Origin of the sequence: Mucilaginibacter ginsenosidivorax, assembly GCF_007971525.1 — a bacterium.
Classification (GTDB): Bacteria; Bacteroidota; Bacteroidia; order Sphingobacteriales; family Sphingobacteriaceae; genus Mucilaginibacter; species Mucilaginibacter ginsenosidivorax.
Genome location: NZ_CP042437.1, coordinates 2295859 through 2318201, shown reverse-complemented (window position 1 = coordinate 2318201; position 22343 = coordinate 2295859). Strand labels below are relative to the sequence as shown.

The 22343-nt window shown below is 41.8% G+C and carries 24 protein-coding genes; all 24 read left to right on the top strand.

Going from position 1 to position 22343, the window contains the following annotated elements:
* The first annotated feature begins 149 nt into the window (after positions 1 to 149).
* The 24 genes from FSB76_RS09765 to FSB76_RS09650 all read left to right on the top strand — a co-directional run bounded on the left by FSB76_RS09765 (position 150) and on the right by FSB76_RS09650 (position 22334).
* Positions 150 to 986: a MotA/TolQ/ExbB proton channel family protein gene (locus FSB76_RS09765; protein WP_147053393.1), complete on the top strand. Its 837-nt coding sequence runs from the start codon at positions 150 to 152 to the stop codon at positions 984 to 986.
* Positions 987 to 1070: 84 nt separating this feature from the next.
* Positions 1071 to 1694, top strand: coding sequence for an ExbD/TolR family protein (locus tag FSB76_RS09760; RefSeq protein WP_147053392.1), 624 nt, complete (start codon positions 1071 to 1073; stop codon positions 1692 to 1694).
* Between the two features lie 6 nt (positions 1695 to 1700).
* The gene (locus tag FSB76_RS09755) at positions 1701 to 2246 is read left to right on the top strand and encodes an ExbD/TolR family protein (protein WP_147053391.1); all 546 of its coding nucleotides are present in this window, start codon (positions 1701 to 1703) and stop codon (positions 2244 to 2246) included.
* Positions 2247 to 2285: 39 nt separating this feature from the next.
* The gene (locus FSB76_RS09750; RefSeq protein WP_147053390.1) at positions 2286 to 3116 is read left to right on the top strand and encodes an energy transducer TonB; all 831 of its coding nucleotides are present in this window, start codon (positions 2286 to 2288) and stop codon (positions 3114 to 3116) included.
* A gap of 4 nt (positions 3117 to 3120) precedes the next feature.
* A complete protein-coding gene (locus tag FSB76_RS09745; protein WP_147053389.1) occupies positions 3121 to 3351 on the top strand; it encodes a hypothetical protein in 231 nt (76 codons plus the stop codon).
* A complete protein-coding gene (locus FSB76_RS09740; protein ID WP_147053388.1) occupies positions 3341 to 4264 on the top strand; it encodes a PstS family phosphate ABC transporter substrate-binding protein in 924 nt (307 codons plus the stop codon). Before FSB76_RS09745 ends, FSB76_RS09740 begins: the two co-directional genes overlap by 11 nt.
* Positions 4265 to 4280: 16 nt before the next feature.
* Positions 4281 to 5972, top strand: a complete 1692-nt coding sequence (locus tag FSB76_RS09735; RefSeq protein ID WP_225976469.1) for a tetratricopeptide repeat protein — start codon at positions 4281 to 4283, stop codon at positions 5970 to 5972.
* Between the two features lie 281 nt (positions 5973 to 6253).
* Positions 6254 to 6625 carry an NADH-quinone oxidoreductase subunit A gene (locus tag FSB76_RS09730; protein WP_090651790.1) on the top strand — a complete coding sequence of 124 codons (372 nt, stop codon included), beginning with the start codon at positions 6254 to 6256 and terminating at the stop codon, positions 6623 to 6625.
* 230 nt (positions 6626 to 6855) lie between these two features.
* Positions 6856 to 7398, top strand: coding sequence for an NADH-quinone oxidoreductase subunit B (locus FSB76_RS09725; RefSeq protein WP_090651791.1), 543 nt, complete (start codon positions 6856 to 6858; stop codon positions 7396 to 7398).
* A gap of 2 nt (positions 7399 to 7400) precedes the next feature.
* The gene (locus FSB76_RS09720; RefSeq protein ID WP_147053386.1) at positions 7401 to 7904 is read left to right on the top strand and encodes an NADH-quinone oxidoreductase subunit C; all 504 of its coding nucleotides are present in this window, start codon (positions 7401 to 7403) and stop codon (positions 7902 to 7904) included.
* 64 nt (positions 7905 to 7968) lie between these two features.
* Positions 7969 to 9180, top strand: a complete 1212-nt coding sequence (locus FSB76_RS09715) for an NADH-quinone oxidoreductase subunit D (RefSeq protein WP_192910142.1) — start codon at positions 7969 to 7971, stop codon at positions 9178 to 9180.
* Complete coding sequence (locus FSB76_RS09710; RefSeq protein ID WP_147053384.1) at positions 9173 to 9697, top strand: NADH-quinone oxidoreductase subunit NuoE family protein; 525 nt, start codon at positions 9173 to 9175, stop codon at positions 9695 to 9697. The genes FSB76_RS09715 and FSB76_RS09710 overlap by 8 nt, the downstream gene beginning before the upstream one ends.
* 4 nt (positions 9698 to 9701) lie before the next feature.
* Positions 9702 to 11060 (top strand): NADH-quinone oxidoreductase subunit NuoF, encoded by a 1359-nt coding sequence (nuoF, locus tag FSB76_RS09705; RefSeq protein WP_147053383.1) that lies wholly within the window; start codon positions 9702 to 9704, stop codon positions 11058 to 11060.
* Positions 11061 to 11253: 193 nt separating this feature from the next.
* The gene (locus FSB76_RS09700; RefSeq protein WP_394349425.1) at positions 11254 to 12243 is read left to right on the top strand and encodes a 2Fe-2S iron-sulfur cluster-binding protein; all 990 of its coding nucleotides are present in this window, start codon (positions 11254 to 11256) and stop codon (positions 12241 to 12243) included.
* A complete protein-coding gene (gene nuoH / locus FSB76_RS09695; RefSeq protein WP_147053381.1) occupies positions 12243 to 13283 on the top strand; it encodes an NADH-quinone oxidoreductase subunit NuoH in 1041 nt (346 codons plus the stop codon). Before FSB76_RS09700 ends, nuoH begins: the two co-directional genes overlap by 1 nt.
* A 4-nt stretch (positions 13284 to 13287) precedes the next feature.
* Positions 13288 to 13785 carry a NuoI/complex I 23 kDa subunit family protein gene (locus tag FSB76_RS09690; protein WP_147053380.1) on the top strand — a complete coding sequence of 166 codons (498 nt, stop codon included), beginning with the start codon at positions 13288 to 13290 and terminating at the stop codon, positions 13783 to 13785.
* A 60-nt stretch (positions 13786 to 13845) separates the two neighbouring features.
* Positions 13846 to 14343, top strand: coding sequence for an NADH-quinone oxidoreductase subunit J family protein (locus FSB76_RS09685; RefSeq protein ID WP_090651869.1), 498 nt, complete (start codon positions 13846 to 13848; stop codon positions 14341 to 14343).
* Positions 14343 to 14672 (top strand): NADH-quinone oxidoreductase subunit NuoK, encoded by a 330-nt coding sequence (nuoK, locus tag FSB76_RS09680; protein ID WP_147053379.1) that lies wholly within the window; start codon positions 14343 to 14345, stop codon positions 14670 to 14672. Before FSB76_RS09685 ends, nuoK begins: the two co-directional genes overlap by 1 nt.
* A gap of 198 nt (positions 14673 to 14870) precedes the next feature.
* Positions 14871 to 16781 (top strand): NADH-quinone oxidoreductase subunit L, encoded by a 1911-nt coding sequence (gene nuoL / locus FSB76_RS09675; RefSeq protein WP_147053378.1) that lies wholly within the window; start codon positions 14871 to 14873, stop codon positions 16779 to 16781.
* A 22-nt stretch (positions 16782 to 16803) separates the two neighbouring features.
* Positions 16804 to 18279, top strand: a complete 1476-nt coding sequence (locus tag FSB76_RS09670; protein ID WP_147053377.1) for a complex I subunit 4 family protein — start codon at positions 16804 to 16806, stop codon at positions 18277 to 18279.
* Between the two features lie 54 nt (positions 18280 to 18333).
* Positions 18334 to 19716 carry an NADH-quinone oxidoreductase subunit N gene (locus tag FSB76_RS09665; RefSeq protein ID WP_147053376.1) on the top strand — a complete coding sequence of 461 codons (1383 nt, stop codon included), beginning with the start codon at positions 18334 to 18336 and terminating at the stop codon, positions 19714 to 19716.
* 55 nt (positions 19717 to 19771) lie between these two features.
* The gene (locus tag FSB76_RS09660; RefSeq protein WP_090651803.1) at positions 19772 to 20419 is read left to right on the top strand and encodes a DedA family protein; all 648 of its coding nucleotides are present in this window, start codon (positions 19772 to 19774) and stop codon (positions 20417 to 20419) included.
* Between the two features lie 21 nt (positions 20420 to 20440).
* Entirely contained in the window at positions 20441 to 20986 is a 546-nt protein-coding gene (locus FSB76_RS09655) for an inorganic diphosphatase (protein WP_147053375.1), read from the top strand.
* A 7-nt stretch (positions 20987 to 20993) separates the two neighbouring features.
* Entirely contained in the window at positions 20994 to 22334 is a 1341-nt protein-coding gene (locus FSB76_RS09650) for a hemolysin family protein (RefSeq protein WP_147053374.1), read from the top strand.
* Positions 22335 to 22343 lie beyond the last annotated feature (9 nt).

Sequence of the window (22343 nt, the reverse complement as noted above, 5' to 3'; positions counted from 1 at the left end):
AAAATGTAATTTGGTATTAAAAAATTGTAAAGAATAATATAAATGGTTTTTTTATTTAAAGAAAATTCTATTTTTGTTATTCGCATTTTAAAAGCACATTTAACTAACTTATAACATAAACAAAAACTAAAACTAAAAATTTAAAAGTAATGGCAAACGCACCAACAAAACCAACTACTCCTGTTAAAAAAGAAAGCTCAAGTGCATCAAGCATATTTGCTTCTTTAACTATTCCAATTTGCCTGGTAGTAGCAATTTGTATTTTCGTATTTATACTTGGTGATCCAAGCAACTTTAAAGGTGGTGACGTAGCTAATGGTTACCCTGCAAACATTTATGGAACAGTTCACAAAGGCGGTGTTATCGTACCTTTGATCATGTCGTTCTTATTAATGGTTATTGTTTTCTCTATCGAGCGCTTTGTAGTAATTGGTAAAGCATCAGGTACTGGTAGTGTAGACTCTTTTGTTAGAAAGATCCAGGCTGCCCTTAACGCTGGTAACATTGCAGCAGCAGCAGCTGAGTGTGATAAACAAAAAGGTTCAGTAGCAAACGTTATCAAATCGGCATTGAAAAAATATGGCGAAATGGAAGCAGAGCCAAACCTTGATGTTGACCAAAAAACTTTAGCTATTCAAAAAGACATCGAAGAAGCAACAGCTTTAGAAATGCCAATGTTAGAGCAAAACTTAACCATCATCGCAACATTAGTATCTATTGGTACATTAACAGGTTTGTTAGGTACTGTTGTGGGTATGATTGGTGCGTTCTCGGCGTTAGCAACTTCAGGTGTGCCTAACCAGGTTGAACTATCAGCTCACATCTCTGAAGCTTTGATTAACACTGCATTTGGTATCAGTACTTCAGCTATCTCAATTATCATGTACAACGTATTTACGTCAAAAATTGATAAACTGACTTACGCTATCGACGAAACTGGTTTCAGCATCGTGCAAACATTTGCTTCGTCACATAAAAACAAATAAAAATATAGTAGTGCATCTGCTGTGTAATTAACACGGGCGGAGTTTAAATACATTATACACTATATATTTTTAAAAAATTTTAATATGGCAAGGATAAAAGTTCCAAGAAAGAGTACAGCAATTGACATGACCGCCATGTGCGACGTGGCGTTCCTGTTGCTAACTTTCTTTATATTAACTGCAAAACCAAAAACGGAAGATCCGGTTCCAATCGATATTCCGAAATCTTCCATCCAGCAGCCTGTGCCTGAGTCGGATTTTGGTACAGTATCTGTAGGGTCTCAGAAAGCATTCTTCGGCGTTGAAGGAACCGACATTCGTAAGGCACTGTTAACTCAAATGGGTGATATTTATAAAATTACATTCACTCCCGAAGAGCAAAACAGGTTTTCTACAATTACTTCGGTAGGCGTGCCTATGAACCAGTTAAAGCAGTTTATCGCTTTATCTGCAGATCAGCAAAAGAAATTTGTTGCGCCAGGTATTCCAAGAGATTCTGTGAGTAATGAATTATTTAACTGGATTCGCGAAGCCCGTAAAGCAACTGTTGCATTGCATAATACGCAAATGCGTATCGCAATTAAAGGCGACAGCAAAGAAGAATACCCGGTTATTAAGGATGTTGTAGGTATTTTGCAAAAGCAAAAAGTTAACAAGTTTAGTTTAATAACAGATCTTGGTGGCGGTGGTACTGCCCCTAAAAAATAAAGAATCATGGCAGAATTAGATACCTCCGGGGGAGGCAAACACAAAGGCGGGAAGGTTAGAAGTAAAAAGCAATCAACCCGTGTAGATTTAACCGCGATGGTTGACCTTGCATTCTTGCTGATTACTTTCTTTATCATGACCACAACATTGGCCAAATCAAAAGCGATGGACCTTGCGATGCCTGATAAAGATGAAAAAACCAAAGATCAGTTGCCAATTGCCGCTTCACGTTCATTAACCCTTTTATTGGGTAGCGATGACAAATTGGAATGGTACCTTGGAGAACCTGGTAAATCGGCTCCTGAAGTTACCAACTACCGCCCTGATGGTTTGCGTAAGTTGTTAATTGAAAAAGGCAAAGATGTACAGGCAAAAACGGGTAAGGTTATGTTTGTTGTAATAAAACCAAGTGATAAATCAAAATACAAAAACATGGTAAGTGTTTTGGATGAAATGGCTATCACTAACATAACAATGTATGGTATTGTTGATATTACAGCACCTGAAGTGGAGTTGCTGAAAAGAGAAAATATTTACAACGATACCAAATAATAATAAATAACGTTAATTACTATTAAAGCCTGACAAGAAATGTTTGGATCAAAATTAGACATATTAGATCAGAAATGGATCGACGTTGTTTTTAATCTTAGGAATAAGTCTTATGGGGCTTATGAGCTTAGAAAGGATAACTCAAAAAACACATCAAGGGCGCTTATTTACGCTATCGTGTTTTTCGTGCTTGTTGTTTCTGCACCTACTATTGTAGCGAAGATCAGGGGACTTATCCCGAAAGCTGATGACAAAGTAAAGATAACAGACGTAGTGCTGTTACCGCCACCACCGGTGGATCAAACCAAAAAACCACCTCCGCCGCCGCCGGAACCGCCAAAACCAAAAGTTGACCAGGTGCGTTTCCCGCCTCCGATTGTAAAACCGGATAATGAGGTTAAGGAAAAAGACCCGCCAACGGTGAAGGAACTTCAGGTAGCTGACCCTGGTCAGAAAGACCAGAAAGGTGACCCTAACCAGGAAATCAGGATTGATGAGCCTGTAGGTAACTCGGATATTAAACAAGTTGTTGAGGAAGATCCTAATAAGATTTTTGCATCAGTTGAAAATTTACCAGAGTTTCCAGGTGGCCAGGATAAATTTATTGCTTACTTAAGCAAGAATATCCGTTACCCGGCCGTTGATCGTGAAAACGGTACACAAGGTCGTGTAATCCTTACCTTCGTTGTGGAACGTGATGGTTCATTAACCGACATTAAAGTAACCAGGAGCCTTAGCCAGGGTACGGATGCAGAAGCTACGCGCGTGTTAAAATCATCGCCGAAGTGGAAGCCAGGTATTCAGAACGGTCGCCCTGTACGTGTACAATACAGTGTACCGGTAAGCTTTGCGTTAGCTGCCGATAATTAAGATAATGTCAATTAATTTAGATAAAGAGCAAAAATCGCCCAAAAGGCGGTTTTTGCTTATTTTAGGAACTGCCGCATTTATTTGTTTTATAATTTTAGGCTTAATGATTATGTTTTGGGACGCGCTTCCACTACAGTTACAGCCATATCAGCGGAAACTTTTTGGAGCCTTTATAATAGGCTACGCTATTTTGCGTTTCTCAAGGGTACTCAAAAAAGATAAGTATGATGAATAGCTATACTACTAAATGCGCTTTTTTTTTGCTTTTGGCGGCGCTAAGCTTGCAGGCCTGTAATTCAAACCCTGCTGCAACCAAAGGGACTGACACTTTTGATTCGGGAAAAGCGCTGTTTGCCGCGGATGAATCATTTGCACCAATTATTGAGCAGGAAGAATATGTATTTAAAAGTAGGCATGCTGATGCTAATCCTACTTTTTTGTATAGATCCGAAAACCAGGCCATTAATATGTTGCTAAATGATAGCGTGCGGATGGCTGTATTGGCTCGTAATCTCGACACAGTTGAACGTAATGTGCTGATAAAGCGCGGTTTAAGTGTTGAGGTGCAACGATTTGCAATTGACGCTGTAGCATTAATTGTAAACCACGCTTCAAACGATACTACTATTACCGTAAGCACGTTGAAGAAGATGCTCAACGGACAAGGAGATCTGAATAAAACAATTGTTTTTGATAATCCAAACTCGAGTTTGGTAAGGTATTTGAAGGAGTTTTCGGGTAATAAGGAATTTAAGCAGAAGAACATTTACGCGCTCAAATCAAATAAGGAAGTTATTAAGTACGTTAGCGAACACCCGGATGCACTTGGCATTACAGGTTTCAGCTGGCTAAACGATCCGGCAAAGGATATTGCCGCTTATGTGGATAATGTGAAAATAGTAAGTGTTAAGGATGAGGCCAATAAAGAGTATCCCGGCCAATACTTTAAACCTTCACAGGAATCGCTTGTCTTAAAACAGTATCCTTTAAGCCGGGGATTGTACCTGGTTAATAGTTCGAGCAAGATTGGTTTAGCAATAGGTTTTGCAACCTTTTTAGGTAGTGATGTAGGGCAACGGATTATATTAAGATCTGGGTTACTGCCCGATTCGATACCGCCACGAGAGATAATTTTAAAAAGTAAATAATTAAAATAAGATGAAAATGATCAGTAAAATAGCTAAGGCAACATTAGGACTGGTATTAATGGGTTCATCATCAGTTTTTGCGCAAAGTCTAGCCGACGCCAAAAAAGCTATTGACGCCGAACAATATCAGAAAGCTAAATCGATGCTTAAAAACCTTACAACCACACAGGCTGATAAGGACGAAAATTTCTTTTACCTGGGTTGGGTGTACATTAAGCAGGATTATTCTGACTCTGCTAAAGTAGCTTTTAACAAAGGTATTGCTGTAAACCCAAAATCGGGATTAAACTATGCCGGTTTAGGCGCCGTTGCCCGTTTAGATAAAGACAAAGCAGGTGCAACAACAAACTTTAACCAGGCTATTGCCCTTGCAGGCAAAAGCGCTAAACCTTATGTATTTGTAGGTAAAGCTTATTTGCTGCCCGTAACTACAGATGGTAAGGTATCTGTTGACGATGCAAGCGCAGCAATCGCCGTTTTGCAAAAAGGTAAAGTAGTTGCCCCTAAAGATGTGGAACTGTTAATTACTTTAGGTGATGCTTACGCTTCGCAAATAAAAAGTAACGAAGCCTACCAGGCTTACTCTGATGCATCAACCATCGACCCTAAAAACCCTGCTGCTAAAGTAGCAACCGGTGTTTTGTGGAGATATGCTAATAACTTTGAAGATTCTGAAAAACAATTCCAGGATGCGTTAGCCATCGACCCTAATTATGGGCCGGCTTACCGCGAATGGGCCGAAACTGATAACCGGTGGGCAACAACTGATCCTAAAATGGCATCAGCTAAAATTAAACAAGCGGTTGAAGAATACAAAAAATATATTAGCCTGACAGATCAGTCGCCAGAATCGCAAATGCGTTATGCCGACTTCCTGATCAGTGCAGGCCAATATGCCGAACTGCAGCCTGTTGCAGCTGATTTGGCTAAATCAGCAAATTCAAACCTGAGGGCTTATCGTTACCTGGCTTATTCGGCTTATGAAAACAAAGATTATCCAGCCGGTTTAACAGCCATGAATACCTGGATGACAAAAGCAGATCCTAAAAGGATTGTTCCCCGCGATTATTTATACCTGGGGCGTTTACAGATGAAAACAGGTACTGATTCGGTAGGTATCAATACTTTGAAAAAAGCTTTAACAATGGATTCAACACAAACAGATGTGTATGGAGAAATTGCGAAGTCATTATTTCAACAGAAAAAATATCTTCAGGCTGGTGATGCTTATAAGTTAGTTACTGTAAAAGGTGGCCGTGCTGTGAAATTGACTGACTATTTTTACGAAGGTATCAGCTACTACTACGGTTACGACGAAAAGAAACCAGGTGCTGACTCTGTAATTGCTAAAGCTGATTCGGCATTTAGCTACGTTACTCAAAAAGCCCCTACAACTTCAGATGCATACATCTATCGTGCGCGTGTTAACGAGTTGAAAGATAAAGACCGTAACAACATAGTTGGCTACGCCAAACCTTTTTACGAAAAATATATTGAGGTTGTAACCGCTAAAGGCGCACCTGATGATAAAGCCAAGAAAAACCTTGCAGAGGCCTACGTTTATTTAGGTACTTATGCCGAGTTTAAAGATAAAGATTTAGCCAAGGCTACTGATAATTACACCAAAGCAAGGGATAACGACCCTAATAATAAGCAGGTGGTAGCTTTCTTCGCCCGCAAAGCAGGCGGAGCCGGAAAAAGCAAGTAATTAGAATTAAGAGTTAAGAATCAAGAGTCAAGAGTCAAGATAGGAGTGGTATTACTGTTCCTGATCTTGACTCTTTTTTTATGCTTTGGTTTACAAGAGAATTTGGCCTTAATATAAAACGTCGGGTTGGAGTGTCTGTAAACTTTGCAAGTTGAATCATTACCTCATGTTTTGGCCGATAGGACGGCAACATGAAGATATTTTTATGTCTTGACTCTTGATTCTTGGCTCTTGAATCTAATAAGGCTTTTTTATTATCAATCCATTAGTATATTTGCAGCATGGAAGCACACAGTTTACCGGGTAGCTATCTGCCCATTATATTTCAAATGCTGGTTGCATTAGGGTTTGTTGTTACTACCATGTTTGTAACACACAAAATTGGCCCTAAACGTAAAACAAAAGATAAGCTTACACCTTTTGAATCGGGTATCGAGGTTGTGGGTAATGCCCGTACACCTATTTCTATCAAGTATTTCCTGGTAGCCATCCTTTTTGTGTTGTTTGATGTTGAGGTTATTTTTATGTACCCATGGGCTGTTAATTTTAAAGCTATGGGCGAACAGGGAATGATTGAGATGTTCATTTTTATGGCTACCCTTTTATTAGGTTTTATCTACGTTATTAAAAAAGGCGCGTTAGACTGGGATTAAGAAGCCCCTCCTAAATCCTCCCCGGTAGGGAGGACTTTGATGTGCTGCTTTAAGATGAAGTTTAAAGTCTCCCCTACCGGGGGAGATTTAGAGGGGGCTGGTTGATTGTATTTAGAATAGTTCTAAATATAGTCTTTGGCCCTGCATAGTGTACCTTTTACATCGTTATTTACGTAATTTTGCGCTCGTTACCTGTTAGGGCAGGTAATGTTTTCTATTAACATTATTCAATGAGTGATATTCAAATAGTTAATGCCCCTATGGGGGTTGAAGGTTCCGGTTTTTTTGCTACATCGCTTGATAAGGCGGTTGGCTTGGCCCGCGCTAACTCACTATGGCCATTGCCTTTTGCCACATCATGCTGCGGTATTGAATTTATGGCCACAATGGCTTCTCATTATGATCTTTCGCGTTTTGGTGCCGAGCGTTTAAGCTTTTCGCCACGCCAGGCAGATTTGCTGATGGTTATGGGTACTATCGCCAAGAAGATGGCCCCGGTACTGCGCCAGGTTTACCTGCAAATGGCCGAGCCCCGCTGGGTTATGGCCGTTGGTGCCTGCGCATCAAGTGGCGGTATTTTTGATACTTACTCGGTGTTGCAGGGGATTGACGAAGTTATCCCGGTAGATGTTTATGTACCAGGCTGCCCGCCGCGCCCTGAAGCCATCATTGATGGTTTTATGAACATACAGGAACTGGTAAAAACTGAAACAGTGCGCAGAAGAAATGAGCCTAAATACCAGGAATTATTAGCTAAATACGGAATCCAATAAGAATGGCCCAGATACCTAACGAAGAGCTTTTAAAAAGAATCGGCGAGAAATTTGGCGAGCAGGTTACCTTAGTGGGCGAACCTTATGGTTTGCTGACTGTAGAAACCAGCCGCGAGCAAATTATTGACCTGTTAACTTTCCTGAAAACAGACCCGGCCCTTAAGTTTATATTTTTAACAGATATTACCGGTATTCACTACCCTGAGCAGGAAAAACAGATTGGTATTATTTACCATTTGCACAGCCTTACCACCAATACCCGTATCCGGATAAAAGTATTTTTGGTTGATGGCGATGTACAGATCCCGACGGCCACCGTATTATGGGAAGGCGCTAACTGGATGGAACGCGAAACTTACGACTTTTTTGGAGTGATCTTCGATGGGCATCCCGACCTGCGCCGTATTTTGAATGTTGACGATATGACCGCTTTTCCGATGCGGAAAGAATTCCCGCTGGAAGACCCTAACCGTGTTGACAAGAAGGATTACTTTTTTGGAAGATAAAAACGTGCCGCACAGGGTAACCTTACGCGGCATTACTATATAAAAAGAAATATAAATTATACTGATGCAAAACCATCCTGTATATACAGATAACGATCCGCAAAACGAGCTCTCGACCTTAAACCTCGGCCCTACACACCCTGCAACTCACGGCGTGTTTCAAAATGTGCTGCAATTGGATGGCGAAAGAATTGTGAGCGGCGTATCAACCATAGGGTATATTCACCGCGCATTTGAAAAAATTGCCGAACACCGCCCTTTTTACCAGATAACTCCGTTAACCGATAGGCTTAACTACTGTTCGTCTCCCATTAACAATATGGGCTGGCACATGACGGTAGAGAAGCTGTTGGGAATTACTACACCAAAACGGGTTGATTATCTGCGCGTAATTGTGATGGAACTGGCCCGTATTGCCGATCATATTGTATGTAACGGCGTATTGGGTGTAGATACCGGCGCTTTTACCGGCTTCCTGTACATGATGGAATTCCGCGAGGCCATTTATGAAATTTATGAAGAAGTTTGCGGTAGCCGCCTGACTACAAACATTGGCCGTATTGGTGGTTTTGAACGTAACTTTAACTCCATTGCTTTTGCCAAACTGCGTAAGTTTTTGATTGATTTCCCTAAAACATTAAAAGAGTTTGAATCGCTGTTTAACCGTAACCGCATTTTTGTTGATAGAACAAAAGATGTGGCCGCTGTTACTGCCGAGGATGCTTTAGCTTATAGTTGGACAGGCCCTTTACTGCGCGCCGCTGGTGTTGATTACGATGTAAGGGCTATGAACCCGTACTCGTCATACGAAGATTTTGAATTTGAAGTACCCGTAGGTACCAATGGCGACGTTTATAGCCGCTTTTTGGTACGCAACGAAGAGATGTGGCAAAGTTTGCGCCTTATTGACCAGGCCTTAACCAAACTGGATAAAGAGCCATCGGACGTTTTCCATGCCGATGTGCCTGAGTTTTACCTGCCTCCAAAAGAAGAAGTTTATAATAATATGGAAGCTTTGATCTATCACTTTAAAATTGTGATGGGCGAGATACCAACCCCTAATACCGAGGTTTATCATTCGGTTGAAGGTGCCAATGGCGAATTAGGTTTCTATTTGGTGAATGATGGCGGACGCAGCCCATACCGTTTGCATTTCCGCAGGCCAAGCTTTATCAATTACCAGATGTATGCGCCGATGAGCCGCGGTATGTTATTATCAGACGCGATTATTAATATGAGTAGTTTAAACGTTATAGCCGGAGAGTTAGATGCTTAGAGTTGAAGATACTCAGGTTTCGGTTGAGTTTAGCCCGGAACTGCTGAATAAATTTGCTGATGTGGTTACCCGCTATCCTGCAGGTAAACAAAAATCGGCATTGTTGCCTATCCTGCACTATGTACAGGCCGAGTTTGGCTGGGTTAGCCCGCAGGCTATGGATAAGGTTGCAGCCTATTTGGATATATTACCGATTGAGGTTTACGAAGTAGCTACATTTTATACCATGTACCTGCTTAAGCCAAGCGGTAAATATGTATTGGAAGTATGCCGTACAGGCCCATGTGGTGTAGTTGGTGCCGATAAGATCATGGATCATATTGAGCAAACGCTTGGTGTACCCGAAGGCGAAGTTACTGCCGATGGCTTATTTAGCTGGAGAGGCGTAGAATGCCTTGCAGCATGTGGTTACGGCCCTGTTTTACAAATAGGCCCCGAATATACTTTTTACGAGAATTTAACTAACGAATCGGTTGATAAACTGGTTAGTGATTTAAGGGCAAAAGCAAAAAATTAAAGCAATGGGACGCAAATTACTTTTAGAACATATAAACGTACCCGGCATCAATACATTTGATGTTTACCGCCAAAAAGGTGGTTATGCATCTGTAGAGAAAGCTTTAAAAACCATGACGCCCGAGGCGATTGTGGAAGAGGTGAAAAAATCAGGCTTACGCGGTCGTGGTGGTGCGGGTTTCCCAACTGGCATGAAATGGAGTTTTTTGGCTAAACCCGAGGGTGTGGAACGCTACCTGGTTTGCAACGCTGATGAATCGGAGCCCGGTACTTTTAAAGACCGTTACTTGATGACCTACATCCCTCACTTACTAATTGAGGGGATGATTGTTGCCAGCTTTGCGCTGGGTGCCAAAACATCATACATCTACGTTCGTGGCGAAATGATGCCGCAGATCCGGATCCTGGAGAGGGCTATCGCGGAAGCAAAAGCAAAAGGATTTTTAGGAAAAAATATATTAGGATCGGGCTACGACCTGGAGCTGTACGTACAACCGGGTGGCGGTGCATACATCTGCGGGGAAGAAACCGCCCTGTTAGAATCATTGGAAGGCAAGCGTGGTAACCCGCGTATTAAACCACCATTCCCGGCTATTGCTGGTTTATATGGCTGCCCAACCGTGGTGAACAATGTGGAGTCAATTGCTGCTGTAGTACCTATCATTAACGATGGTGGCGACGAATATGCTAAAATAGGCATTGGCCGCAGCACAGGCACCAAGCTGATTTCGGCTGGTGGTAACGTTAAAAAGCCTGGTGTATATGAAATTGACCTTGGGCTGCCTGTTGAAGAATTTTTATACTCCGACGAATATTGTGGTGGTATTGCCAACGGCAAACGCTTAAAAGCGGTTGTAGCAGGCGGTTCATCTGTGCCGATTTTACCGGCTAACCTGTTCATGAAAACCATTAACAACGAACCGCGCCTGATGAGTTATGAATCATTGGCCGATGGCGGATTTGTTAGCGGTACCATGATGGGTTCAGGAGGTTTTATAGCTTATGACGAAGATCAATGTATAGTACGTAATACCTGGAACTTCACCCGTTTTTATCACCACGAAAGCTGCGGACAATGTTCGCCATGCCGCGAAGGTACCGGATGGATGGAAAAAGTATTACACCGCTTAGAGCACGGTCACGGTAAAATGAGCGACATGGACCTGTTGGTTGATGTATCTAAAAAAATTGAAGGTAACACGATTTGTCCGCTTGGTGACGCTGCAGCCTGGCCCGTAGCCAGTGCTATCCGCCATTTCAGGGATGAGTTTGAATGGCATGTAACTAACGGAGCAGAAGCTACAACCCGTAATTTTGGATTAGCGCATTATGCGGATCCGTTAACGGTTGCAGCGACAGCATAAAACCCACGCGTCATTGCGAGGAACGAAGCAATCCCCAAGTAGCAGGTCCACCCTGTAAAGTTCGCGATTGCTTCGTTCCTCGCAATGACGGAAAGAAATAAAGATCGTTATATACAACGATAGGCTTCTGAACTTTAGAGTTTAGAGATTAGGATTTAGAGTTTATACAAGGACGTTATATATATAAATGTCGATGAAAGTAACGATTGACGGAATACCCGTTGAAGTAGAACCAGGAACAAGCATACTTAATGCCGCGAGGCAGATAGGTGGCGACATCGTTCCGCCTGCTATGTGCTATTACTCCAAGCTGGAAGGCAGTGGTGGTAAATGCCGTACCTGTTTGGTTAAGGTGACCAAAGGATCTGAAAAAGACCCGCGCCCTATGCCAAAACTGGTAGCATCATGCCGTACAGGTGTTATGGATGGCATGGAAGTGCAAAACATTACATCGCCCGAAGTTATCGAGGCCCGTAAAGGTGTGGTTGAAATGCTGTTGATCAATCACCCGCTGGATTGCCCGGTATGCGACCAGGCCGGCGAATGCCACCTGCAGGATTTGGGCTTTGAGCACGGAGCAGCTAAAACCCGCTACGAATTTGATCGCCGTACTTTTGAAAAAATTGATATTGGCGATAAAATTCAGTTGCACATGACGCGTTGCATCCTTTGCTACCGTTGTGTTTTCACCGCCGACCAGATCACCAATACCCGTTTACACGGTATCCTGAACAGGGGCGATCATTCTGAGATATCTACTTATATCAGTAAATCTGTTGATAACGATTTTTCAGGTAACGTAATTGATGTTTGCCCGGTAGGCGCGTTAACTGATAAAACTTTCCGCTTTAAAAACCGTGTTTGGTTTACCAAGCCGGTAGATGCGCATCGCGATTGCGATAAATGCTGTGGTAAAGTAACTTTATGGTATAAGGGTGAAGATGTGATCAGGGTAACCGGCCGTAAAGATGTTTATGGCGAGGTAGAAGAATTTATTTGCAATACCTGCCGCTTTGATAAAAAGAAAACAGCTGATTGGGTAATTGAAGGCCCGCGTAAAATATCGCACAAATCGGTTATCAGCTCAAATCATTACGAGTTTACGCCGCTGCCGGTTGTTAAAACAAACCCGGTATTACTGGAGGCCAATAAAGAACAATTTGAAAGGGATACACGCTTATAATGGGAACCGATTTAATATTTAGGATTGTACTGATCGTTGTTATTTTCCTGATCAGTTTGGTTGTGGCCATGTACTCAACTTATGCCGAGCGTAAAATTGCGGCGTTTTTCCAGGATAGGATAGGCCCTAACCGTGCCGGTCCCTGGGGTATTTTACAGCCGCTTGCAGATGGTGGCAAGATGTTTTTAAAAGAAGAGATTATCCCTACAAATGCTACTTCTTTTCTGTTTATAGTAGGCCCTTGTTTAGCTATTTTAACAGCTTGTATAGGTTCGGCAGTTATTCCATGGGGTCAAAAAATGGTTATCGGCGGTCACATTATTGATTTGCAGGTTACCGATATCAATGTTGGTGTATTATATATCTTCGGCGTGGTATCCTTAGGCGTTTATGGTGTAATGATTGGCGGCTGGGCATCAAACAATAAATACTCATTGTTAGGCGCTATCCGTGCGGCATCTCAAAACATCAGCTACGAAATTTCGATGGGTTTATCCATCATTGCCTTATTAATGCTTACCGGCACTTTAAGTTTGAAAGAGATTGCCGAGCAGCAGCACGGCTGGAACTGGAATATACTGCGCCAACCGCTGGGCTTTTTGATATTCATCGTATGCGCATTTGCCGAAACTAACCGCACACCGTTTGACTTACCCGAGTGCGAAACCGAGCTTGTAGGTGGCTACCATACAGAGTACTCATCAATGAAATTAGGTTTCTATTTGTTTGCAGAGTATATCAACATGTTCATTTCATCGGCAGTAATGGCTACCCTTTATTGGGGGGGCTATAACTACCCGGGTATGGATTGGGTTACAGCACATGTAGGCCCTGCAATTGGCCCGCTGATTGGCACCGTAGTGTTGTTCGCGAAAATATTCCTGTTCATCTTCTTCTTTATGTGGGTACGCTGGACTATTCCACGTTTCCGTTATGACCAGTTGATGGACCTGGGCTGGAAGATATTGATACCATTGGCTATTGCCAACATAGTGCTTACCGGTGTGGTGAGTACAGCACTTAAACACTTTGGATTTTAATTAAATGGAATCATTAAGCAATAAGAAAAAAGTATTGGAAGTAAAGCCGCTCAATTTTCTGGAGCGTGCTTACCTGCCAGCCATTGTTGGCGGTTTGGCCACTACAATGAAGCACTTTTTCAAAAAACCTGTAACTATCAGTTACCCTGAAGAGAAGCGCGAGTTTTCTGAAAACTTCCGTGGTATGCATTCGCTTAAGCGCGACGAGGATGGTAAAGAACGTTGTACTGCCTGTGGTTTGTGCGCTTTATCATGCCCTGCTGAAGCTATTACCATGACAGCAGCCGAGCGCCAGAAAGGCGAAGAGCACCTGTACCGCGAAGAAAAATACGCTGCTGTTTACGAAATAAACATGCTGCGCTGTATTTTTTGCGGCTTATGCGAAGAGGCCTGCCCTAAAGAAGCCATTTACCTTGACGGAGATATTGTACCTGCCGACTATTTAAGGAAGGATTTTATTTACGGTAAAGACAAATTAGTAGAGGCACCCTTAAATCAATAAAGAAGTTTTATACCTTTGCCCAACCTTAAAGCAGGGCAAGGGTATTTTGTAAATATAAACATGAGTACATTTTACTTCATCGCGTTTTTGTCCATATTCTTTTCGATATTGGTAATCTCGGCCAAAAATCCGGTACATAGTATCCTTTATCTTATACTTACCTTTTTTACGTTCACCATTCACTATATTTTACTGAACGCCCAGTTTTTGGCAATCGTGAATTTTATAGTATACATGGGGGCTATCCTGGTATTGTTCCTGTATACCCTGATGCTCATTAACCTGAATAAGGAAAGCGAGCCGGTTAAGCCTTTTATGATCAAGATAGCCGGTGTATTTGGCGGCGGCATCCTTGCTGTTGCAATTGCATCGTCATTAAAACTGGTTGCCACATCAAACCCGGTGGTATTGCAAAACCCCGACCTTGGGTTGGTGAAAAACCTGGGTAAAGTATTGTTTAACGAATTTTTATTGCCATTTGAAGTGTCGTCTGTATTGCTGTTATCGGCAATGGTAGGCGCTGTTTTGCTGGCCACAAAAGACCCTAAAACTACATAATGGAAAGTTTAACAAATACCATACACGCGGTGCCGCTTAATCATTACATATTGTTAAGTGCCATTATTTTTTCGATTGGCGTAATGGGCGTATTAATCCGCCGCAATGCCATTGTGATATTTATGTCGGTTGAGTTGATGCTGAACTCGGTAAACCTGTTGCTAACCGCATTTTCTGTATACAGGGGCGATGCTACCGGCCAGGTTTTCGTGTTCTTTATTATGGCGCTGGCCGCCGCCGAAGTTGCAGTAGGTTTGGCTATTATCGTAATGATCTATAGGAACACAAATTCGATAGATATTAACGTGCTGAACAGGCTGAAGTGGTAGTTGCCATTTCGGATTTCGGAATTTTGATTTCGGAATTAAGGGATTAGAAAAAATACATAACAAACCGTCATTGCGAGGTACGAAGCAATCCCCGATAGGCAAACCGGATTTGCATTGAAGAGAGAGTTTTACTCTGACAACTGACGATTAAATAAATAGAAACGTATAACGTAGTACGTAAAACGTATAACTCAAAACATGAATCAATATATCTGGCTTATTCCCATATTACCGTTAGCCGGTTTTGTTATTAACGGGCTTGGCCGTAATTCATTATCAAAAGGCATAATAGGCTTTATTGGCAGTGCGCTGGTATTGGCATCTTTTGCCTTAAGTATTGCCGTTTTCTTCCAGGTAAAAGCCACCGGGGTAATTAACGTTAATTATTTCGATTGGATTAACGCAGGTCCTGTAAAAGTACCGTTCGCGTTTCTTGTAGATCAATTGAGTTCTATCATGCTATTGATTATTACAGGCGTAGGTTTCCTTATCCACCTGTATTCTATTGGCTATATGCATGATGATAAAGGCTTTGGTAAGTTCTTTGCTTATTTAAATCTGTTTGTGTTTTTCATGCTTTTACTGGTGATGGGTTCAAACTACATCATCATGTTTATAGGATGGGAGGGTGTTGGTTTATGCTCATACCTGTTAATAGGTTTCTGGTATACCAATGCAAGCTACGCGGATGCCGCTAAAAAGGCATTCATCATGAACCGCATTGGCGATCTTGGCTTTTTGATGGGCGTATTCCTCATCATCTATGCTTTTGGCACCGTTGAATTCGCATCCCTTTTCCCTAAAGTAGCGGCAATGAAAGTTGGCGCCGCGCCGCTTACAGCTATTGCTTTATTGCTGTTTGTAGGTGCAATGGGTAAATCGGCACAGTTGCCGTTGTTTACCTGGTTACCGGACGCGATGGCCGGCCCCACACCGGTTTCGGCATTAATACATGCTGCAACCATGGTTACCGCCGGTATTTATATGATTGCCCGCTCAAACATTATTTATACACTGTCGCCATTTGCTATGGATGTGGTAGCAATAGTAGGTTTGGCTACAGCATTGTTTGCTGCACTAATTGCGCTTACACAAACCGATATTAAAAAGGTATTGGCATACTCAACCGTATCGCAACTGGGTTATATGTTTTTGGGCCTGGGTGTTGGTGCTTACACCGGTTCTTTCTTCCACGTGTTAACCCATGCATTCTTTAAAGCTTTGTTATTCCTTGGTGCAGGTTCTGTTATTCACGCGGTAAGCGGCGAGCAGGATATGCGTAAAATGGGTGGTTTAAAAGGCAAACTGCCTGTAACCTTTGTAACCATGTTAATAGGTACTATAGCGATATCTGGTATCCCGCCATTCTCTGGTTTCTTTTCAAAAGACGAAATTTTAGCACACGCTTACGAACATAGCACTACATTTTATGTAATCGGTGTGTTTACAGCCATGCTAACCTCTTTCTATATGTTCCGGATGATGTACCTTACTTTTTGGGGTAAATTCCGCGGAACGCATGAGCAGGAACATCATCTGCATGAATCACCTGCTACCATGACCATCCCTTTAATCGTATTGGCCGTATTATCCATCGTAGGTGGTTTAATAGGTGTGCCAGAGGTATTGGGTGGCCATCATGAACTGGCGCATTATCTGGCACCTGTATTTAAGGCTTCCACTGCGGCTTTGCCTATGCATGAATTATCTTCAAATACCGAATGGATATTGATGGGGACCTCTGTTACCGTGGCTTTGATTGCATTAGTTTATGCTTACATTAAATATGTGCAAAACGGCCGCGTACCGGTAGCTGATACCGAAGAACGCCCTGCGCTAACCAGTTTATCATACCATAAATTTTATGTTGATGAACTGTATGATTTCCTTATCCGTAAACCGTTGGATTTTCTGTCGACCTTTTTCTACAACGTGGTAGAAAAATTAGGTATCGACGGATTGGTGAATGGTATAGGTAAAGGCACAATTGAAACCAGTAAGGGCTTGCGCTTGCTGCAAACCGGAAATGTAGGTTTTTACATATTTGTAATGGTACTGGGTATTATTGGCGTGTTGCTGTATACCGCATTTGGATTAACTAAAGTATAAACGATAGCGTTTAAAACATAAAATGACCGTTAGTATATTAATTTTTTTACCGGTAATTGCCGCAGTTATAGTAGCCTTTTTAAAAGGCGACACAGCCAAATATGCCGCTTTATTTTTTGCAATAGCTGAGCTGGCAGTGGCAGGCTTGTTTTTAAGCAAGTTTGTACCCGATGCAACTTCGCAGTTTGTTATAGATGCCCCATGGATACCCCGGTTAGGCATTTATTTTAAAGCAGGTATTGATGGCATTAGCATGATTGTAGTGTTACTTACGGTATTGCTTGTTCCGCTTATCATATTAAGTACATTTAAGCACGAGTACAAAAATGCGGGCGCGTTTTACGGCCTGATTTTATTTATGCAGGCCGGGTTACTACTGGTGTTTACTGCGATGGATGGCTTTTTGTTTTACGTAGGATGGGAGGCAGCATTAATTCCAATTTACTTTATATGTGCCCTTTGGGGTGGCGAAAATCGCATCCGTATTACGCTGAAGTTTTTTATCTATACGTTTGCAGGCTCGTTGTTTATGTTGGTGGCCATCATTTACCTCTACCTGCAGTCGCCAACAAAAACGTTTGATATACATGCCTTTTATACTTTAAAATTAGGCACTCAGCAGCAGTCATGGGTGTTTTTAGCATTCTTTTTGGCATTTGCCATTAAGATGCCTGTATTCCCGTTCCATACCTGGCAGCCCGATACTTATACCGAAGCCCCAACCGGCGGTACCATGATGTTATCAGGTATTATGCTTAAGATGGGTGTTTATGGTGCTATTCGCTGGATGATCCCAAATGCACCAGCAGGTCTTGACCATTGGCAGGCTATAATAACTACATTGGCAGTAATAGGTATTGTTTATGCATCAATTATTGCTTTTAAACAAACCGATGGCAAGCGTTTGGTAGCTTATTCATCTATTGCGCACGTGGGCTTAATTGCCGCGGGTATATTTTCATGGAGCCAGCAGGGTGTACAGGGAGCAATGGTGCAGATGCTTAACCACGGTATAAACGTGGTTGGTATGTTTTTTATCTGGGATATCATCAGCACCCGTTTAAACACCCGCGAAATAGGAAACCTTGGTGGTATTGCTAAAGTAGCCCCTAAATTTTCCATAGCGTTTTTAATTATTGTATTGGGTACTGTAGGCCTGCCATTAACCAATGGTTTTGTAGGCGAGTTTTTACTGTTAGATGGTGTGTTTCAATACAGCGCATTCCATTACATGAATATCGCCTTGGCTGTAATTGCCGGTACTACCATTATTTTAGGTGCGGTTTATATGCTGCGCATGTACAAAAATGTAATGCAGGGCGAGACCAACGAATTAACTACCAATTTTAAAGACATCAGCGGATCTGAGCAATTGGTGCTTGGTATTATCTGTGTATTAATAATTGGTATAGGTATATACCCGCAACCTATTTTGCACATATCCGAGGCGGCTGTTACTAATTTGATAAATACTTTGAATACAAAACCGGCTTTCTAATGCTGGCTTTGCCCTTTAGAGTTTAGAATTTGGCTTTTAGAATTTAACAAGAACATGACTACTTTAATCATCATATCTGTTTTACCAATAGTGTTGCTGTACCTTGGCTTGTACAAGGCTTCAAAAGCATTATTACCTGTTACAATTGTTGGTTTGCTTGCCGCGCTGGCTTGCGCTGTGGCCGAATATAAAAGGCCCGATACCACAATTCCTACTTTTCATGGTATGATGATGTTCAATAATTTTTCTGTTGTATTTTCATCAATTGCAATTATAACAACCATTTTAATCCTGCTGTTATCAGCGGGATATTTTGAAAAAATAAGTAATCACGTAGCCGAATATTATGCCATTATCCTTTTTTCATTGGCAGGCATTATTGTAATGGTTTCTTATTACAACTTAACCATGATGTTTATCGGTATCGAAATCATGTCGGTAAGCTTGTATATACTGGCTGGTATTAAGAAGAGCGATTTTGCCTCAAATGAGGCGGCATTAAAATATTTCCTGATGGGGGCTTTCTCCACAGGTTTCTTACTATTCGGTATTACGCTGCTTTACGGCACAACAGGCTCTTTTAGCCTGGAGGTTATCAGCGATTGGGTTGTTGCTCATCCACATGCCGATCCTATGTTTTATACAGGTATAGGGCTTATCATTGTTGGCCTTTGCTTTAAAGTAGGTGCTGCACCATTCCATTTCTGGACACCGGACGTGTACGAGGGTTCGCCAACGCTAATCACTGCTTTCATGTCTACAGTCGTAAAAACTGCCGGCTTTGCGGCATTCCTGCGGTTGTTTTCAGTATGCTTCGCACCAATATCTGATTTCTGGACACCAATTTTACTGGTTATCACTGTGGCAACGTTGTTTATAGGCAATATTACCGCATTATATCAGCAAAGCTTTAAAAGGATGCTTGCTTTTTCAAGTATTTCGCATGCCGGTTACCTGCTTTTTGCAATTGTGGCTTTAGGTGCAAGTTCGGCCAATTCGGTATTTATTTATGCAACAGCCTATTCTGTTGCATCAATTGTAGCTTTTGGCGCCCTTATTTTGGTGCAACAGCAAAGCGGCAGCGATAATTTTGAGAGCTTTAACGGCCTTGCAAAAAAGAACCCTTTCCTGGCATTAGTGCTCACTATAGCAATGCTTTCATTAGCCGGTATCCCGCTTACCGCAGGCTTTATGGGCAAGTTTTATATGTTTACCGGAGCGCTTGCTAAATACCAGTTTTGGCTGGTTATAGTAGCTGTTGTAAACGCCATCATCAGTATTTTCTACTACTTCAGGGTTATTGTGGCCATGTATTTCAGGTCGGCAGACAGGGCCGAACTGGTAGTGCCGGCTTACTATAAAATTGTTTTTGCTATTTCGGCATTGGCGACTATCATCATCGGTGTTTACCCCGATTTTATTTCCTATTTCATTTAATAGTAACTGGGTACTACAAATTGATATAATATTTGTAGTTTTACAGATATAGTGAATGGAAAGTTTTTGGGATTACCTTCAAAATTTAACGGACGCTCAATCCATCATAAGTAGGGGAGGTTTTTATTTCCTGCTTGTTGTTGTTTTTGCTGAAACCGGGTTGTTTTTTGGTTTTTTTTTACCAGGAGACTATTTGCTATTTATGGCAGGCTTGTTGTGTTCTGCAGGCAAGGTTGACGTAAACATATCTACATTGGTGTTATCGCTCATTGCAGCAGGCATATTAGGAAATTTTACAGGATATTGGTTTGGTCATCGAACAGGCCCTGTATTGTTCAATAGAAACGACTCGCTGTTTTTCAAAAAGCGATATGTAATACTGGCCAGTGACTTTTATAACAAATACGGCGGTATGGCTTTGATTTTGGGCAGATTTTTCCCTATCGTTAGGACATTTGCCCCTATATTTGCAGGTGTTGTTAAAGTTGATCTTAAAAAGTTTGCTTTATACAATCTTGTTGGTTGCGTAGCATGGGTGTGCACCTTTACCTTGGGCGGCTTTTTTTTAGGAAAAAGGTTTCCGCAGTTGAAGGATTACATGCAGTATGTGGTATTAGGGCTTATAGTGATTACTACGATCCCTCTTGTTGTTGCTTACGTACGAAAGAAAATTGCAGAGAATAAAGAACAGAATATTAGATAATAAATATACTACAAATACCAAATGAGTACACAACATCCATGGCACCAGGTTTCTCCTGGTGATAACATTCCCGAAATTGTTAACGCTATAATAGAAATACCTAAAGGCTCAAAAGCTAAATATGAAATTGATAAAGAATCTGGTTTATTAAAATTAGATCGTGTTTTGTTTTCATCAGTAATGTACCCGGCTAACTATGGCTTTATACCACAAACTTATTGTGATGATAAAGATCCGTTGGATATATTAGTGCTGTGTTCTATTGATGTATTCCCTATGTCGATAATTGAGGCAAAGGTAGTAGGCGTAATGCACATGGTTGATAATGGCGAGCAGGACGATAAAATTATCGCGGTTGCAAAAAATGACATGTCGGTTAACTATATTAACGACCTGAATGAATTGCCGCCACATGCCATGACCGAGATTGTGCGTTTTTTTAAGGATTATAAAAAGCTGGAAGGCAAAAACGTAACTATTGAGCATTTATTAGGTGTGCGTTATGCGCATAAAGTAATAAATGAGAGTTTGGAATTGTATAAGTCTACTTTTCCGGTAACCCAATAAATATTAGATGGACCCCGCGCATTACGAAATAAGTACCTTTTATTTAATTGCAACCGTATTCCTGGTTTTGCTCAACGGTTTTTTTGTAGCCGCAGAGTTTGCCATGGTAAGGGTACGGGGTTCACAAATAGAAATTAAAGCAAAATCGGGCAGCGGCGTTGCCAAAGTTGCGCGCGGCATACTGCATAATCTGGATGGTTACCTGGCTGCCACGCAGCTGGGTATTACCATTGCTTCACTGGCCCTTGGTGTTGTTGGCGAAGAAGTTGCCACCAATATTGTTATCAGGGCATTTTTGGCAGTGGGGATAACCCTTTCGCCCGGGTTTATTACAGCCAGCCACATTCTTGCCTTTACATTTATTACGGTATTGCATATTGTATTTGGCGAGCTTGCCCCCAAATCAATAGCCATTCAAAAGTCGGTACGTACGGTGCTGGCCATTTCGCTGCCGCTACGGTTTTTCTTCGTCTTTTTTAAACCTTTGATATGGGTTTTAAATGGCTTCGCAAATTTCATTTTAAAACTTTTGGGTATCAATACCCTGGAGGGTGGCGAAGCACACCACAGTTCTGAAGAGTTGCAGTACCTGCTTGAACAAGGTAAAGAGTCGGGTGCTTTAGATTCAAACGAGCACGAGCTGATTCAGAATGTGTTTGATTTTAACGAGCGGGTTGTTAAAAACATTATGGTACCCCGCACCAAAATTTCGGGCATCGATATCACGTCGACCAAGCAGGAGTTGCTGGATATGATTATCGACGAAGGCTACTCCCGGATGCCGGTTTTTGATGACGTTATAGATAAGATCATCGGGATAGTACATGCCAAAGATATTTTGCCGTTGCTTGCACGTAACGAAGAGATAGTGCTGAAAAATATCATCCGCAAACCGTACTTTATTCCCGAAACCAAAAAAATAAACGACTTGATGGCCGAGCTTCAGCAAAAACGTATCCAGATAGCTATAGTGCTGGATGAGTTTGGCGGAACCGCCGGCATGGTTACGCTGGAGGATATTGTGGAGGAACTGGTAGGCGAGATACAGGATGAGTACGATGAGGAAAAGCCAATTGTTGAAAAAGTTAACGAGCGTGAGTTTATTGTAAACGCCCTTGCGCCCATATATGATGTAAACGAACACCTGCCCCACGACTTACCCGAAGACGGCGACTTTGATACCGTAAGCGGCTGGTTAGGCGATATATTTGGTAAGATACCGGATGTGGGTGAACAAAAGGAATCAAATGGTTATAATATCACTGTGCTGCGTAAATCAGATCAGAATATTGAATCTGTTAAACTTGAATTGCTAATAAATGAAGAAGATGCTGTAGATTTACATTAATCTGCTTAG

Excerpts from the sequence above, each read along its gene's own strand:
- FSB76_RS09765 (WP_147053393.1), top strand. The coding sequence starts at position 150 with ATGGCAAACGCACCAACAAAACCAACTACTCCTGTTAAAAAAGAAAGC.
- FSB76_RS09760 (WP_147053392.1), top strand. The coding sequence starts at position 1,071 with ATGGCAAGGATAAAAGTTCCAAGAAAGAGTACAGCAATTGACATGACC.
- FSB76_RS09755 (WP_147053391.1), top strand. The coding sequence starts at position 1,701 with ATGGCAGAATTAGATACCTCCGGGGGAGGCAAACACAAAGGCGGGAAG.
- FSB76_RS09750 (WP_147053390.1), top strand. The coding sequence starts at position 2,286 with ATGTTTGGATCAAAATTAGACATATTAGATCAGAAATGGATCGACGTT.
- FSB76_RS09745 (WP_147053389.1), top strand. The coding sequence starts at position 3,121 with ATGTCAATTAATTTAGATAAAGAGCAAAAATCGCCCAAAAGGCGGTTT.
- FSB76_RS09740 (WP_147053388.1), top strand. The coding sequence starts at position 3,341 with ATGATGAATAGCTATACTACTAAATGCGCTTTTTTTTTGCTTTTGGCG.
- FSB76_RS09735 (WP_225976469.1), top strand. The coding sequence starts at position 4,281 with ATGATCAGTAAAATAGCTAAGGCAACATTAGGACTGGTATTAATGGGT.
- FSB76_RS09730 (WP_090651790.1), top strand. The coding sequence starts at position 6,254 with ATGGAAGCACACAGTTTACCGGGTAGCTATCTGCCCATTATATTTCAA.
- FSB76_RS09725 (WP_090651791.1), top strand. The coding sequence starts at position 6,856 with ATGAGTGATATTCAAATAGTTAATGCCCCTATGGGGGTTGAAGGTTCC.
- FSB76_RS09720 (WP_147053386.1), top strand. The coding sequence starts at position 7,401 with ATGGCCCAGATACCTAACGAAGAGCTTTTAAAAAGAATCGGCGAGAAA.
- FSB76_RS09715 (WP_192910142.1), top strand. The coding sequence starts at position 7,969 with ATGCAAAACCATCCTGTATATACAGATAACGATCCGCAAAACGAGCTC.
- FSB76_RS09710 (WP_147053384.1), top strand. The coding sequence starts at position 9,173 with ATGCTTAGAGTTGAAGATACTCAGGTTTCGGTTGAGTTTAGCCCGGAA.
- nuoF (WP_147053383.1), top strand. The coding sequence starts at position 9,702 with ATGGGACGCAAATTACTTTTAGAACATATAAACGTACCCGGCATCAAT.
- FSB76_RS09700 (WP_394349425.1), top strand. The coding sequence starts at position 11,254 with ATGAAAGTAACGATTGACGGAATACCCGTTGAAGTAGAACCAGGAACA.
- nuoH (WP_147053381.1), top strand. The coding sequence starts at position 12,243 with ATGGGAACCGATTTAATATTTAGGATTGTACTGATCGTTGTTATTTTC.
- FSB76_RS09690 (WP_147053380.1), top strand. The coding sequence starts at position 13,288 with ATGGAATCATTAAGCAATAAGAAAAAAGTATTGGAAGTAAAGCCGCTC.
- FSB76_RS09685 (WP_090651869.1), top strand. The coding sequence starts at position 13,846 with ATGAGTACATTTTACTTCATCGCGTTTTTGTCCATATTCTTTTCGATA.
- nuoK (WP_147053379.1), top strand. The coding sequence starts at position 14,343 with ATGGAAAGTTTAACAAATACCATACACGCGGTGCCGCTTAATCATTAC.
- nuoL (WP_147053378.1), top strand. The coding sequence starts at position 14,871 with ATGAATCAATATATCTGGCTTATTCCCATATTACCGTTAGCCGGTTTT.
- FSB76_RS09670 (WP_147053377.1), top strand. The coding sequence starts at position 16,804 with ATGACCGTTAGTATATTAATTTTTTTACCGGTAATTGCCGCAGTTATA.
- FSB76_RS09665 (WP_147053376.1), top strand. The coding sequence starts at position 18,334 with ATGACTACTTTAATCATCATATCTGTTTTACCAATAGTGTTGCTGTAC.
- FSB76_RS09660 (WP_090651803.1), top strand. The coding sequence starts at position 19,772 with ATGGAAAGTTTTTGGGATTACCTTCAAAATTTAACGGACGCTCAATCC.
- FSB76_RS09655 (WP_147053375.1), top strand. The coding sequence starts at position 20,441 with ATGAGTACACAACATCCATGGCACCAGGTTTCTCCTGGTGATAACATT.
- FSB76_RS09650 (WP_147053374.1), top strand. The coding sequence starts at position 20,994 with ATGGACCCCGCGCATTACGAAATAAGTACCTTTTATTTAATTGCAACC.